Source organism: Pseudomonas sp., from assembly GCF_049653025.1.
Lineage (GTDB): Bacteria > Pseudomonadota > Gammaproteobacteria > Pseudomonadales > Pseudomonadaceae > Aquipseudomonas.
Genome location: NZ_JBASFM010000023.1, coordinates 1 through 13,645 on the forward strand (window position 1 = coordinate 1; position 13,645 = coordinate 13,645).

Genomic DNA, 13,645 nt, shown 5'->3' on the forward strand with positions numbered 1-13,645 from the left:
ATGGCGCAGCGGACGGGACTCGAACCCGCGACCCCCGGCGTGACAGGCCGGTATTCTAACCGACTGAACTACCGCTGCATGTCGGTGGACTTACGTCCGTACAACTCTTGCTTCATCTGATGCATCAGCCTGCTAGGGCTTTTCCATCTCAGCTTGAGCGAACTCAAGCTGGAAAATATGGCGCAGCGGACGGGACTCGAACCCGCGACCCCCGGCGTGACAGGCCGGTATTCTAACCGACTGAACTACCGCTGCGCGTCGGTGGACTTTCGTCCAGTTTCACAAGAGTGGTGGGTGATGACGGGATCGAACCGCCGACCCTCTGCTTGTAAGGCAGATGCTCTCCCAGCTGAGCTAATCACCCGCTGCTTGCGAGGCGCGAAATTTACGCAAGGGCCGCACCTAAGTCAATACCCTGCTTCAAGTTTTTCTAAAAAGATGGAAAAGCCGATGCGCCCATCCAGTGCTCAAGCACAGCGCCATGCACTGTAATGCAGCTAGAGCAGGCCGTTACTGGGCAACCCTCAGGCTCAGCCGTGCAGCCACCAGATTGTCGCCACCACGATCCAGACCCGCCTCGGCGATCTGCACGCCCTGCTCCTGCAAGGCGGCAAACCAACGCAACAACTGGGCAAAGGGCGCCGCCTGCACGCTGACCTGCAACACGCCCTCGCCGTCGCTATCCAGGCGTTCAATGGTCAGGCCCTGAGTCGTGGCGCTAGCCGTCACCAGCCCTTGCAGCCGCGCGGGGTCGACACTGGCCTGCGGAACGCTCGCCAGGCTGCGCGCCAAGGGTGCCTGGCTGTGCAGGTAGGCATTCAGCTCGCGTTGCGTCTCGAACGCCGCGCGCGCCGCCGCCAAACGCTGCTGCGCCGGCTGCCAGAGCGTCAGGTACAGCAACACCAACAGCAGGAACCCGGCCAGGCTGGCCAGCGACAGTTGCTCACGCGGGGCCAGGGCGCGCCAGCGTTGTAGCAGCACCGAGCTGTCCAGCTGGGCGGTAAAACCTTTGTTTGCCTGACTCATGTTCATCCTCCGATCACCACGCGTGCGCTGACGCCCGCCGCTTCGCGACTGGCCGAACCCAACTGCACGGCCAGGCCGCTGGCCTGCAAGCGTTCACGCAAGCGCTCCAGTTCGGCAAAGCCGGCGGCCTGTACCTGCATGGCCAGGTCACCACGGCTTTCGCTGAAATCGACCTGACTGACTTGCACCCGCGCGCCTTCGGCCACCAGCGCCTCACTGACCTGCGCGAGCAGACCCAGCAGACGTGTTTGCCCGCTCGGTGCGCCGGCGTTCAGGTGCTGATCAAACTGCGCACGCAGGTTCACCAGTTTGCTGTCTTGCGGAAATAATTCCTGATAGAGCGCGGCGCTGGCGGCGGCATAGTCATCGGCCTGGCGCTGCAAGTGCCACGCCTGCGCCAAGTTGAACCCCCATTGCAGCAGCAGCCACATGCCCACCACGCCCAGCAAGGGTCGCCAGCGCTGCCAGTGCGCATTACTGCTTTGCGCGGCGAACTCGCCCTGCGCCAGGTTGTTGCGCAGCGGCTGTTGCGCCAGCCAGGCAAACGGTTCGGTAACCTGCACGCACTCGTCCAGTGGCTGCGGTGGCGCTTGTCCTGGCATGCACCAGGCCAGATGCGGCGACGCGCACAGGGCGCTCAGCTGCGGCCAATCCTGCGTAGCCAGTGCCATTCGGCTGACGTTCTCGCCACCCAGCAACCAACGACCATGCAGCGGCAGTAAGGGGCTGCCTTGCGCGGGCAGCAGGTCGGCGTCCACGGCAATTGCCTGGGGCGGCGTGGCGCACAGCGCCAACCAGGCGCTTAGCCAGCTGCGGCGCACGGCAAACACCCGGTGACGCCCATCGGCCAGCTCCTCGCCCAATGCCAGGTGCATCAGTTCAACATCTTCTGCGAGCAGCTCTTCCACCGCGAACGGCAGGGCCTGACGCAACCAGCGCGCCTTGCGCGTCGGCAGATTGACCGCACAAGCGGTCACCGCCTCGACGGGCAGCACCAGGGTCCAGCTGCCACCAGGCTGCGCCTCGGCAAATGACAGGGACTCACTGATCCCGGCGACCACCTGTTGCACCGGCAAATCTGCCCGCGCCCCGTGACAGGCGGCGGGTGGTAGAAACACATAGGTCTGACTCATGGCTCGACTTCCTCGACGGGCGCAGGCGGCATACCGCCCTGCCCCAGATCACGGGCTAGAACATACACCTGGCCATCAGTGGCGCGCTGCAAGGTGCTGCGTAAAACCTGACGACGATCACCGACACTGACTTCGCTGATCACCTGAAAATACTGGCTGCCGACGGCCAGGGCCTGGCTCTGCACCTTCAGCCCGCCCAGCTGGGCGGTAAAGCTCGGCACATCGCGATAACCTTCGGCACCGCGCGCGGCGACCAGGCCTTGCGCAGTGCTCAGCGGCAAGCCGTCGGCCAGACTGGCCAGCACCCGCGCACTGGCGGTGTTGACGTTAAGCGTGGCATCCGCCGGCAAGGTACTGACATAGGGCAACAGGCGCTGATAATCCACCTCGCTCATTTCCAGCAGCAGGCGCAGTTCCGAGACATCGGCCAATACTCGATTGCCGGTTCGGTAAGCGGGTTGCGCCAGCAGGTATTGATTGTCTTCCGCGCCATAACCGCCAGTCGGCTGCTCGTCGCCATCCAGCCAATCGAGCAGGCGTTCGGCGTAGGGCGCATCGATCTGCAGCCCCAACAACAGACGCCGAAATTGCGCCATGGCGGCCTCGTTGGGCTGGCCCTGTCGCAGCAGACTGTTGAGGTTGAAACGCCCGCTCGGGTCACTGATCTGCACCCGCAGCGCGCCACCTTCATCCAGGGCAAAGGGTGCGCGGGACTTGGCCCAGGCCTCGCCCAGATGATCCACCGGCGCGCGCGGATCACCCTGGCGCAGGTCACGCTGCAGAATCGCCTTGGCCAGGGTTTCGCCGCCCAAGGCGTAGTGCCAGGCCTGACGCACATGCAGCTGATTGGCGCTGCTGCGGATCGACAGCTGCTGACGGGCGATGATCCCGGCACTGACCACGGTAACCACCGCCACCACCAGCAGGACCGTGATCAAGGCCATGCCACGTTGCCGGCTCATGACTGCGGCTCCACTGGAGTCTCGCCACCGGGCTCGGCAGGGTCTTCGGGATTCGACCCAGGGGCCTTCTCCAGACGTTCGGGCAAACCTTCTGGCAGGCGCAGCAGACGGCGCAACTCGCCATAACGGCGATGTTCGAGGATCAGTTCGACGGCGTGCGGCAAGGCGATCAAGGCATCGGCCGGATTCTTCTGCTCGGGCGGCCAGCTGTCATGCCAGGCCCCTTTCTGATCGCGGTAGCGCAGCTGCAGTCGCGTCACTCCGTCCAGCGCCTGTTGCACCTGGGGTTGGCTGTCCTGGGCCTGGTCCAGCACCGTCCAGTACAGACGCTGCCATTGTTCGCCGCTGCGCTGCCAGCGCACCCGCTGCACGGTCGCGCGCGCCTGCCCCAGTGGGTTGCGCCAGCCGCTGCGCGTCAGTTCCAGGGCTGGGCTTTCGCCCTCTTCGCCGAGCAGCGCGGCGCGCGGCTCGCCAAAGGCATCACGCGCCGGGCGCGCCTGCACTTGCAGCAGGTCACGCTCGAACGCCGCCATGGCGCGCACCAGCTCACGCAACTGCTGCTCGTGGGCGCGGGTAACCTTGTCGGTTTGCAGCACACTGTCGAGCATGCGGTAGGTGCCCAATCCCAGCAGGGCGAAAATGGCGATGGCGATCAGCAGTTCAAGCAGGGTAAACCCGCGCGCGGCCTTCATTGCATCGCCCCGAGAAAGCCGTTGAGGCTGACCACCGCCCGCTCGCGCAGGTCCGTGGCGAAACGCTCATCGGTCAGCGGCGCGACCCACAGGATGACGCGGCGCATGTCCGGCTCGCTGGTGGCCTCAACCTCGCTCTGCCACTGCCAGCGCCGCCCGGCGAATTCCAGCTCGCCCTGCTCGCGGCCATCGGCCACTGGGCTTTGCGCCAGTTGCAGCTCAGTCAGGCGGTTATCGGCAATCCACATCGCCAGGGTCTTGTCTTCCAGGCGCGAGGCGGTTTGCAGGCTGCGCGCAGTGGCGGTCAGCACACTGGCGGCGACCAGGGCGAAAATCGCCAGGGCCACCAGCACTTCCAACAGGGTGAAACCGCCGCTGCGCTTCATCGGCTGCGCCCTGCCGGCTGTTCGACCTCGACCTTGGGCAACTGGAAACCATCGCTGAGCAGTTGCAGGCGCAAGCCGTCGGCGCGGCGCTCGGCCAGACGCAAACGAAACGGGCTGATCTCACCACTTGAAAGCAGCAACAGCTGCGGCACCAGCGCGGCCTTGGCCGGTTTCTCACCCTCCGCTGCCGGCAACCCGAGGGCCGCGCCGTCCAGCTCGACACTCAGTTCGGCCCAGCCCGGCAGCTGATGGGGCTTAGCCGACAAAGCCTGCCAGCCCTGCTTCGCCGAGTCGTAACGCAACACCTGGTAGGCCTCGCGACTGAGCAACAGGCCGTACTCCTGGTTATCCAGCACCGCCTCCTCGGCCAGCACGCCAATCAACCCCGCCAGTCGCTCGGCTTCGTTGTGCAGCTCGCGCCCAGGGCCAGCGATGCCCACACCGAGCACCGCAATACCGATCAGGCTGCCGAGAATCACCAGCACCACCAGCAGCTCGATCAGGGTAAAACCCCTGGTTTGATTCGGTTGCTGGCGCATGGGCGATTAGAGGTCCCAGTTACCGATATCAGTATCCTGATCGGCGCCGCCTTCCTTGCTGTCGGCCCCCAGGGAATACAGGTCGAAGGGGCCCTTGGTGCCCGGTGCCAGGTACTGGTAGACGTTGCCCCACGGATCAATCGGCAGGCGCTTGAGGTAGCCGTCGCGGTTCCAGTTCTTTGGCTGCGGATTGCCTGAAGGCTTCTTCACCAGAGCCTCAAGGCCCTGCTGGGTGCTCGGATAGGCATGGTTGTCCAGCTTGTACATATCCAGTGCGGCGGCGACCGCCTTGATATCACCCTTGGCCACAGTGACCTTGGCCTGGTCGGGCCGGCTCATCACCTGCGGCACCACCAGGGCAGCCAGAATCCCCAAGATGACCACCACCACCATGATTTCGATCAGCGTAAAACCGGATTGACGCTTGTTCACTGCTTAGCCCACCAATTGATTGAGAGACAGAATCGGCAGCAGGATGGCCAGTACGATCACCAGCACCACCGCCCCCATAAAGACCAGCATAAAGGGCTCGAACAGCCCGACCAGCAGCGCCACCTGGGCACCCAGATCGTTTTCCTGATTGCGCGCAGTACGTGCCAGCATCTGGTCCAGTTCGCCGGAGCGCTCACCGCTGGCGATCATATGCAGCATCATCGGCGGAAACTGGCCGCTGGCTTCCAGCGCGCGGGTCAGGCTGCCGCCCTCACGAACCTTTTGCGCGGCAATCACCACATCGGCGCGAATCACCCGGTTGGCGATCACCTGGGCACCGATGCCGAGCGCCTCCACCAAGGGCACGCCGCTGCGGGTGAGAATCGCCAGGGTCGAGGCGAAACGCGCGCAGTCGGTGGCGCGAATCAAGCGCCCCACCAGCGGGATGCGCAACAGAAAACCATGCCAGCGCGCCTTGACCGCGTCATCACGCAACGCCCAACGCAGGGCGAACATGCCGAGCACCGCAATAATCACCGCCAGCCAGCCCCAGCCCTTGACCCAGTCGCTCAGGGCAATCAGGCCGCGGGTCAGCGCCGGCAGTTGCTGGCCGGAGTCGATAAATACGCGCACCACGTCCGGCACCACATAGCCGAGCAGAAAGCCGACGATCAGCAATGACGCGCACATCAGAATCAACGGATAGAGCAGCGCCAGCTGGATCTTCTGCCGCGACTGCTGACGTTGTTCGGTGTAGTCGGCCAGCTGTTCCAGTACCGGGCCGAGGTGACCAGCATGCTCACCCGCCGCCACCGTAGCGCGGTACAGCTCGGGGAAGGCCGAGGGGAATTCTTTCAGGCTGCTGGCCAGGTCATGACCTTCCAGCACCCGCGCGCGCACCGCCAGCAACATGCTTTGGATACGTGGTGAGCTGGCCTGCGCGGCCGCCGCGCGCAGGGACTCTTCAATGGGCAAGGCGGCCTGCACCAACGTGGCCAGCTGGCGGGTGATCAGCGCCAGATCACGCGCCGAAATGCCCCGGGTAAAACTGAAGTGCCCTGCAGCGCTGACATTTTCCCGGGTGCGGGTGGCTTTGACGTCCAGCGGAGCCAGTTGCCGCTCGCGCAGGATCTGCCGCACCTGCCGCGCGCTGTCGGCTTCCAGCACACCTTTCTGTTGGCGGCCATTGCCATCCAGGGCGAGGTATTCGAAGGCGGCCATTATTCTTCCCTGCTCATTCTTCGCGAGTCACGCGCAACACTTCCTCGACCGTGGTCGCGCCTTCCAGCACCTTGCGCCGGCCATCCTCACGGATGCTCGGGCCGAGGCTGCGAGCGTGGCGGGTCATGTCCTGCTCGGAGGCAGCGTTGTGGATCAGGGTGCGCAGGTGATCGTCAAACACCACCAATTCATAGATACCGGTACGGCCGCGGTAGCCTTGCTGATGGCACTCGGTGCAGCCACGGGCGTGATACAGGGTCGGCGGCTGGGCGAACGGCACGCCGAGCAATTTGCACTCGGCTTCGTCGGCCTGGTAAGCCTGTTTGCAATGTGGGCAGAGCACCCGCACCAGGCGCTGGGCCAGCACGCCGAGCAAGGACGACGACAGCAGGAACGGCTCAATGCCCATATCCACCAGGCGGGTAATCGCGCCGATGGCACTGTTGGTGTGCAGGGTCGAAAGCACCAGGTGACCGGTCAGGGAGGCCTGCACAGCGATCTCGGCGGTTTCCTTGTCGCGAATCTCGCCGACCATCACCACATCCGGGTCCTGGCGCAGGATGGCGCGCAGGCCGCGGGCGAAGGTCATGTCGACCTTGGAATTGACCTGGGTCTGGCCGATGCCTTCGAGGTGGTATTCGATCGGGTCTTCGACCGTGAGGATATTGCGTGTGCGGTCATTCAGGCTGACCAGGCTGGCGTACAGCGTGGTGGTCTTGCCCGAGCCGGTGGGACCGGTGACCAGCAGAATACCGTGGGGCTTGCGTACGGTGGCTTCCATCAGGTCGCGGTCGCGTGCGCTCATGCCCAGATGCTGCAGGTTGAGGCGTCCGGCCTGCTTATCGAGCAGACGCAACACCACCCGCTCGCCATTGGCCGACGGCAGGGTCGAAACCCGCACATCCACCTCGCGACCGCCGACTTTCAGGGAAATACGCCCGTCCTGAGGGATGCGTTTTTCGGCAATATCCAGGCGCGCCATCACCTTAATCCGCGACACCAGCAAGGCCGCCAGTTCGCGCTTGGGTTCGAGCACCTCACGCAGGATGCCGTCCACGCGGAAGCGTACGACTAAACGTTTCTCGAAGGTTTCCAGGTGAATATCCGAGGCGTTTTCCTTGATCGCCTCGCCGAGGATGGCGTTGATCAAGCGGATGATCGGCGCGTCGTCTTCCTGCTCCAGCAGGTCTTCGGTTTCCGGTACCTGCTCGGCCAAGGCGGCCAGATCGAGGCTGCCGCCGATGTCCTCGGCCAGCTGCATGGAGGCCGAGTCGTGCTGATAAGCCTTGGCCAATGCCTGCTCGAAAGCTTCAAGCGACAGCGCGTGCAGTGGCAACTGCGCGCCCACAAAGCGCTGCGCCTCGGCCAGTGCCACCAGTTCTACGCCTGGACGATAGGCCAGGCCCGGCACGCCATCAGCCGTCAGCAGGACCACGCCATGGCGCCGGGCAAAGCTGAATGGCAATCGCCTTGAGGGCACTTCGATAAGCAGCGCATTCATTCGTAACATGCCTTAAGCACAATAACCCGACGCGACATCAAAAGACGCTAAACGAAGACTAGGAAGCCAGGGTTCTGTGAATTAATTGTTGTAAGTTGCTCACAGTCGAGCGAAAACAGCGCGCTATCTTTAGCACATTGAGCTGACCGACACACTACCCCATGGGGGGGCTGCCAAATGCTTGGCAAGTGTCTATGATCAGCGCGCGATCCACGCCACATAATAATAAGTTCCGGAGTGACGCCCCTTGCCCCTTTTGGCTTCCCAACGCTGGCTGCAGCGGCACGCCACCACCCTGGTGGGTATTGCCCTGATCCTGGCCATGAGCGTCAGCCTGGCCTGGCAGAGTGCCGATTGGCTGCGCCTGCTGCGCACCCCGACGACCACCAGCAGCAACGCCCCCGACGCCCAACCGCCAGCCATCGACAACCCGCAGATCAGCGAACTGTTCGGCGGCAGCGCAGTGTCTGGCGGCTCGCCAGCGCCGAGCACCAGCCTGCGCCTGACCCTGCTCGGCAGCTTCGTGCATGCCGACCCCAAACGCTCCAGCGCCATTATCCGCAGCGAGGGCAGCAGCGCGCAGCGCTACACCATCGACAGCGAAATCAGCAGCGGCGTGCGCCTGCACTCGGTCGCCGCCGACCGCGTCGAGCTGCTACGCAATGGCCGCCGCGAAAGCCTCAGTTTCCCACTCAGCGGCTCGTCGAGCAGCGACCTGCTGTCGAGCAACAACAGCGAGGCCAGCGTCGACCCGCTCGCCCAGCTCAGCGACCTGGAAGCCGACAACCTGAGCCAACTGCGCGAGCGCATGGACGCCCTGCGCCAACAGATGGAAAGCGCCGACACTGTGCCGACAGATGCAGAACCCACCGATCAGCCCACGGAAAACAACTGACACGATGACCCCGACACTCTCGCGCCTTACCATCGCCCTGCTGGCCGTGGGCCTCACCTGCAGCCCGTTGCCGCTGAGCGCCGCGGTCACCGCCATTGCGCCAAGCGCCAGCCAGCAGGAAGAAAGCTGGACCATCAACCTCAAGGGTGCCGATATCCGTGAGTTTATCGACCAGGTCGCGCAGATCAGCGGGCAAACCTTTGTCGTCGACCCGCGGGTCAAGGGCCAGGTCAGCGTGGTGTCCAACAGCCCGCTGACACTGACCGAGGTCTACCAGCTGTTTCTCTCGGTGATGGCCACCCACGGTTTCAGCGTGATCACCCAGGGCGACCAGGCGCGCATCGTGCCCAACGCCGAGGCCAAGGCCGACGCGGATGCCGGCCGCAACGCCCCGGACCGCCTGGAAACCCGACTGATCCAGGTGCAGCACGGCTCGGCCACCGAACTGATTCCGCTGATCCGTCCACTGGTGCCGCAATACGGCCACCTGGCGGCGATCAGCAGTGCCAACGCGATCATCATCAGCGACCGCACGGCCAATATCGAACGCATCGAAGACCTGCTGCGCCAGCTCGACCAGAAGGGCCAACACGACTACAGCGTGCTCAACCTGCAACACGCCTGGGTGATGGACACCGCCGAAGTGCTGCGTAACGCCGTGGACCGCGGCCAGGCCAAGGGGGCGTCTGGCACCCAGGTGATTGCCGACGGTCGCACCAACCGCCTGATTCTGCTCGGCCCGCCGGCCGCTCGGGCCAAATTGATGACCCTGGCGCAATCGCTGGACACCCCCACCAGCCGCTCGGCCAATACCCGGGTGATCCGCCTGCGCCATGGCGATGCCAAGAGCCTGGCAGAAACCCTCGGTGAGATTTCCGAGAAGCTCAAACCGGAAACCGGCGGCGAAACCACCGGCAAGCCGCAGACCATCCTGATCCGCGCCGACGAGAGCCTCAACGCCCTGGTGCTGTTGGCCGAACCTGATGTGGTGGCGACCCTGGAAGACATCGTGCGTCAACTCGACGTACCGCGTGCCCAGGTAATGGTCGAAGCAGCGATTGTCGAAGTGTCCGGCGATATCAGCGACGCCCTCGGCGTGCAGTGGGCGGTAGATGCCCGTGGCGGCACCGGCGGCCTGGGTGGCACCAACTTCAGCGGCACCGGTTTATCGATTGGCAGCGTGCTGCAGGCGATTCAGGACAAGGATAAGGACACCGACAACAACACCCTGGCCAACCTGCCGGACGGTGCGATCATCGGCCTGGGCACCGACAGCTTCGGCGTGCTGATCACCGCACTGTCGGCCAACAGCAAGAGCAACCTGCTGTCGACGCCAAGCCTGCTGACCCTCGATCACCAGAAAGCGGAAATCCTGGTCGGGCAGAACGTGCCGTTCCAGACCGGCTCCTTCACCACCAGCGCCTCGGGTGCCGACAACCCCTTCACCACCATCGAGCGCCAGGACATCGGCGTGACCCTCAAGGTCACTCCGCATATCAACGAAGGCGCCTCCCTGCGCCTGGAAATCGAGCAGGAAATCTCCTCGATCGCCCCCACCAGCCAGGGCGTCAATGCCGTCGACCTGATCACCAACAAGCGCTCGATCAAGAGCACCATCCTCGCCGAGAACGGCCAGGTCATCGTGCTCGGTGGGCTGATTCAGGATGACGTCACTCAGGCTGACTCCAAGGTGCCGCTGCTCGGCGACCTGCCCCTGATCGGCCGGCTGTTCCGCTCGACCAAGGAAACCCGGGTCAAGCGCAACCTGATGGTCTTTCTGCGCCCCACCGTGATCCGCGACGGCGCAGGCATGGCGGCGTTGTCCGGGAAGAAATACAGCGATATCCGCGTACTCGGCGATGTGCGTGAGGACTACAGCCCAGGCATCCTGCCGAGCAACCCGGAGCATCTGTTCGACAAGGCAGCGCCAGGGGCCGTCGATCTGCGCCAATAAACCCGCAAGCGCTAGGAAGCGGCAATAAAAAAGGCCTCGGTATCACTACCGAGGCCTTTTGCTTTACTGCGTTTAACGCTTACTTGTCTTCGTTGCGCTGGTGCTTGAAGAACACCCCGTTGTCGCCGAAGGCCGAGGCGATAAACGCCGAGGTTAGCTCCATCTCGCCGATCTTCACCGCGCTGCTGCGACGCTGGGCGGCGTAGCTGCGGCTGATCGAAGGGATGATCGAGGTCTTGATCTCCATCGAGGTGGCGTACACGTCATAGACCTTGGTGCCGGCAGTCAGCGTCTGCAGGTCCGCGCGGAAATCATGCGCCGTGCTGGCAAAGCGGTTGCGCAGCTCCGTGCGTGGCACAAAGTAGATTTGCGTCGGTGCCTTTGGCTTGGCCACCACCGCGCCGTTCTGACTGACTTCTGACATATCGTTGAGCAGCAGCAAGGTCGGTTTCAGGCTCACCGCCGAGAACAGAATGGTGGTGCCCAGAGTGTCGTTGACTTCCGGCACCACGTACTGCGACAGCTCGTTGGCGAAGAAATTATGGTTAGTGCCCTGCCCGCTCAGGGTGTAGAGCGCCGAGACGTTCTCCGACGGTTTGCCATCGACGAAGGCTTTCCACGCCAGGCCCGGAGCGAAGCCGCGATCGGCGGGGTCACCGGTCACCGACAAGCGCAGCAAACCGCTGTCGGAGCCTTGGAACAGGCCGCTGAAGGGGTTATTTGGCACTGCGACGAACTTGACCTTGGCCATCACACCATGGGGGTGAATCGGCTTCTCGTAACCGGCTGGCGCCACATCGCTGCGGGTTTTCACCTTGTTCCACAGGATCGAGCTGATCAGCCCACCGATATCCACCGGCTGCAAGGTCGGCAGCTTGTCTGCGGCGTACTGGGTGCGCAGCGCACCGTTGACCCAGAGGTTTTCCTGTTTGCCGGCAGCTGGCCAGCTTTCGTAATCGTCGGGGATATTCAGGCCCCAGGGTTTGAAGGCGTTTTCCACGCCGACCAGGCTGGCTTGCAGCTGTGGGTTATGCCGACGCAGCACATCGACCATGGTGGTGTGTTCGACCCAGTCGATCCCTTCCTGGGTGTACACCTCGGGACGGTAGTCCTTGGTGTAGAAGCGGTCGGCCATCAGGCGGCGCGAGGCGTTCATGATGAAAATCTGGAACGCCGTTTCACCGAAGGCAAAGCCCTCTGGGCGCACGGTTTCGGCCAGCTGACCAACCAGGGTGTCGATCTTCTCGATGTCGTTGTTGTACAGGCGCTTGAGCTCGGCCAGGGTCGCCGCGTCCTTGGTCAGGTCCTCGAACTTGGTGATCGGGTTGAGGCCGATCTGCCGGCGGAACTCGTTGTAGCGCGGCACGCCACGCTCGCGGTCACGCAGCACGTCGATGGCGGCCAGGTCGATATCGCCCACCAGTGGCATCGACAGGTTACGCAGGACGTTCGGGTAGTTGTTCAGCGTCAGCGAACCCGGGTTGGTGATGCCGAAGGAGTACCACAGGCGCTCCGGGCGCTCGTCGTTGAGCAGGGTCTCGGCGTCGCGGTCACGGGTGTTCTGTAGCGCGATGGTGCGCGCGACCTGGTTCGAGCCGATGTCATACACCTGCACGTTGTCGCGCATCAGCGGGTGCATGCGGTACACCGCGACAAACTCCTCAGTGAGGGTGAACGGCACGCCGTAGTTGTTCGGCGCAGTGGAACCGACGATGCCGGTCAAGGCGTGGTCGATGGCGCTGTTGCCGACACCCGGGGCAACGTTCGGGTCGAAACCAAGGATGCGTTTGACGAAGGAGTCGGACTTGGCCAGATCCGCCTGCAGCATGCGCACTTCGGCCTGGAAGTCGTCACGCGGGCCACCCTGACCGAGCAGGCCCCACCAGTTGGAATACATGGCGCGCTCGGTGATCGGGTTGGCGATCACCGCCGGGGTCCACTCCACGGTATGGATCTTGGCCATCAGCGCCGAGTTGATCAGGCGCGCACGGTCGTACAGCCACTGATCGCTCTGCGCCGGATACTTCTGCTTGAGCTTGCTGGCAATGGCGTTGTGTTCGAGGGTGAACAGCTGATGCAGCATGCTCAGGCCCACCCACCAGTTTTCGTTGAACCCGGTGACCGGTTTGCCGCTGAGCAGCTCGTGCGGCAGCGTGCCGTCGGCATTGACCTTAAGCTTGCCGTCGACGAAGGAACGCACCTTGTCGTTGGTTTCCTTGCTGCTGCCATACAACTGCGAACCATCCCACCAGTGGGTGTTGTGGTTGCGGTAGGTCTGCGGCTTGCCGGCGTCGGCACCACTGCGAGTCGGGTCAGGCTGGGTCCGCTTGACCGACATGCTGCCGCTGCCTAGCACATCGCCAGGCGGCAGCGGGAACTGGATCGGCTCGGCATCGGCATTCGGGCCGTGGTCGAACCAGTCGTGCACCATAAATTGAATCCAGGCAGCGGCGATAAAGTTCAGGCTGGCGGCCGGCTTGAACTCATCGCGCGCCATCAACTTGTTACTCACTTCACGCGGGTTAGGCGTGAGCAAGGTGGTGGTTTCACCCTGGGTCACCGCAGGGTTGACGTTACGCCCGAAGCGCCGATACACCGAACCCTCGGCCGGGTTACTGAGAATGTTGCAGGTCCCGTCTTCGGTACGAGCCGCCTGGCTGCGCGCATCACAGGTGATGGTGGCGTTGTAGCCGGCGTAGTTTTCGACATCGAAGAGGTTGTTCTCGAACAACGACTGGCGCTCAACCGCCAGCACCAGTAGCCCGGAGACTACGCCCAGCGTTCCCAGCTTGGTCAAAGCTGGCCAAGTGACCCATACCGACATGGCTAATGCTCCCGTTTTTATTGTTGTACGGACAAGGCGGCTACTGACATAGCAGCGCAGGATCAAGCCTATCGACGGGT

At 63.6% G+C, this 13,645-nt stretch carries 12 protein-coding genes and 3 tRNA genes; 2 read left to right on the forward strand and 13 right to left on the reverse strand.

The annotated features are described in order from the left end of the window. Window position 1 precedes the first annotated feature (1 nt). From WBK23_RS18170 to gspE, 12 genes are all read right to left on the reverse strand, one after another. Window positions 2–78 (reverse strand) — tRNA-Asp (locus tag WBK23_RS18170). Between the two features lie 100 nt (window positions 79–178). Further along, window positions 179–255, reverse strand: a tRNA-Asp gene (locus tag WBK23_RS18175). Window positions 256–288: 33 nt separating this feature from the next. Further along, window positions 289–364 (reverse strand) — tRNA-Val (locus tag WBK23_RS18180). A 146-nt stretch (window positions 365–510) separates the two neighbouring features. Further along, window positions 511–1,026: a type II secretion system protein M gene (locus tag WBK23_RS18185; RefSeq protein ID WP_424485339.1), complete on the reverse strand. Its 516-nt coding sequence runs from the start codon at window positions 1,024–1,026 to the stop codon at window positions 511–513. Between the two features lie 2 nt (window positions 1,027–1,028). Continuing rightward, the gene (gene gspL, locus WBK23_RS18190) at window positions 1,029–2,159 is read right to left on the reverse strand and encodes a type II secretion system protein GspL (protein ID WP_424485340.1); all 1,131 of its coding nucleotides are present in this window, start codon (window positions 2,157–2,159) and stop codon (window positions 1,029–1,031) included. Further along, window positions 2,156–3,121 carry a type II secretion system minor pseudopilin GspK gene (gene gspK, locus WBK23_RS18195; RefSeq protein WP_424485341.1) on the reverse strand — a complete coding sequence of 322 codons (966 nt, stop codon included), beginning with the start codon at window positions 3,119–3,121 and terminating at the stop codon, window positions 2,156–2,158. Before gspK ends, gspL begins: the two co-directional genes overlap by 4 nt. Then, the gene (gspJ, locus tag WBK23_RS18200) at window positions 3,118–3,813 is read right to left on the reverse strand and encodes a type II secretion system minor pseudopilin GspJ (RefSeq protein ID WP_424485342.1); all 696 of its coding nucleotides are present in this window, start codon (window positions 3,811–3,813) and stop codon (window positions 3,118–3,120) included. The genes gspK and gspJ overlap by 4 nt, the downstream gene beginning before the upstream one ends. Next, window positions 3,810–4,199, reverse strand: a complete 390-nt coding sequence (gene gspI / locus WBK23_RS18205; protein ID WP_424485343.1) for a type II secretion system minor pseudopilin GspI — start codon at window positions 4,197–4,199, stop codon at window positions 3,810–3,812. Before gspI ends, gspJ begins: the two co-directional genes overlap by 4 nt. Continuing rightward, on the reverse strand, window positions 4,196–4,738 hold the full coding sequence (gspH, locus tag WBK23_RS18210; RefSeq protein WP_424485344.1) for a type II secretion system minor pseudopilin GspH: 543 nt from the start codon (window positions 4,736–4,738) through the stop codon (window positions 4,196–4,198). The genes gspI and gspH overlap by 4 nt, the downstream gene beginning before the upstream one ends. Before the next feature lie 6 nt (window positions 4,739–4,744). Next, window positions 4,745–5,131 carry a type II secretion system major pseudopilin GspG gene (gspG, locus tag WBK23_RS18215; RefSeq protein WP_424485471.1) on the reverse strand — a complete coding sequence of 129 codons (387 nt, stop codon included), beginning with the start codon at window positions 5,129–5,131 and terminating at the stop codon, window positions 4,745–4,747. A gap of 42 nt (window positions 5,132–5,173) precedes the next feature. Continuing rightward, window positions 5,174–6,391 (reverse strand): GspF family T2SS innner membrane protein variant XcpS, encoded by a 1,218-nt coding sequence (gene xcpS, locus WBK23_RS18220; protein ID WP_424485345.1) that lies wholly within the window; start codon window positions 6,389–6,391, stop codon window positions 5,174–5,176. A 13-nt stretch (window positions 6,392–6,404) separates the two neighbouring features. Then, window positions 6,405–7,892 carry a type II secretion system ATPase GspE gene (gene gspE / locus WBK23_RS18225; RefSeq protein ID WP_424485346.1) on the reverse strand — a complete coding sequence of 496 codons (1,488 nt, stop codon included), beginning with the start codon at window positions 7,890–7,892 and terminating at the stop codon, window positions 6,405–6,407. 247 nt (window positions 7,893–8,139) lie between these two features. On the opposite strand from gspE, the gene WBK23_RS18230 reads away from it, so the two are divergent. Both WBK23_RS18230 and gspD read left to right on the forward strand, forming a co-directional pair. Then, on the forward strand, window positions 8,140–8,787 hold the full coding sequence (locus WBK23_RS18230) for a type II secretion system protein N (RefSeq protein WP_424485347.1): 648 nt from the start codon (window positions 8,140–8,142) through the stop codon (window positions 8,785–8,787). Window positions 8,788–8,791: 4 nt separating this feature from the next. Continuing rightward, a complete protein-coding gene (gspD, locus tag WBK23_RS18235) occupies window positions 8,792–10,741 on the forward strand; it encodes a type II secretion system secretin GspD (RefSeq protein ID WP_424485348.1) in 1,950 nt (649 codons plus the stop codon). 79 nt (window positions 10,742–10,820) lie between these two features. Here gspD and WBK23_RS18240 read toward each other — a convergent pair whose 3' ends face one another. Beyond that, complete coding sequence (locus WBK23_RS18240) at window positions 10,821–13,565, reverse strand: peroxidase family protein (protein WP_424485349.1); 2,745 nt, start codon at window positions 13,563–13,565, stop codon at window positions 10,821–10,823. Window positions 13,566–13,645 lie beyond the last annotated feature (80 nt).

Excerpts from the sequence above, each read along its gene's own strand:
- gspJ (WP_424485342.1), bottom strand. The coding sequence starts at position 3,813 with ATGAAGGCCGCGCGCGGGTTTACCCTGCTTGAACTGCTGATCGCCATC.
- gspL (WP_424485340.1), bottom strand. The coding sequence starts at position 2,159 with ATGAGTCAGACCTATGTGTTTCTACCACCCGCCGCCTGTCACGGGGCG.
- gspK (WP_424485341.1), bottom strand. The coding sequence starts at position 3,121 with ATGAGCCGGCAACGTGGCATGGCCTTGATCACGGTCCTGCTGGTGGTG.
- WBK23_RS18240 (WP_424485349.1), bottom strand. The coding sequence starts at position 13,565 with ATGTCGGTATGGGTCACTTGGCCAGCTTTGACCAAGCTGGGAACGCTG.
- gspH (WP_424485344.1), bottom strand. The coding sequence starts at position 4,738 with ATGCGCCAGCAACCGAATCAAACCAGGGGTTTTACCCTGATCGAGCTG.
- gspG (WP_424485471.1), bottom strand. The coding sequence starts at position 5,131 with ATGGTGGTGGTGGTCATCTTGGGGATTCTGGCTGCCCTGGTGGTGCCG.
- gspE (WP_424485346.1), bottom strand. The coding sequence starts at position 7,892 with ATGAATGCGCTGCTTATCGAAGTGCCCTCAAGGCGATTGCCATTCAGC.
- gspD (WP_424485348.1), top strand. The coding sequence starts at position 8,792 with ATGACCCCGACACTCTCGCGCCTTACCATCGCCCTGCTGGCCGTGGGC.
- xcpS (WP_424485345.1), bottom strand. The coding sequence starts at position 6,391 with ATGGCCGCCTTCGAATACCTCGCCCTGGATGGCAATGGCCGCCAACAG.
- gspI (WP_424485343.1), bottom strand. The coding sequence starts at position 4,199 with ATGAAGCGCAGCGGCGGTTTCACCCTGTTGGAAGTGCTGGTGGCCCTG.
- WBK23_RS18185 (WP_424485339.1), bottom strand. The coding sequence starts at position 1,026 with ATGAGTCAGGCAAACAAAGGTTTTACCGCCCAGCTGGACAGCTCGGTG.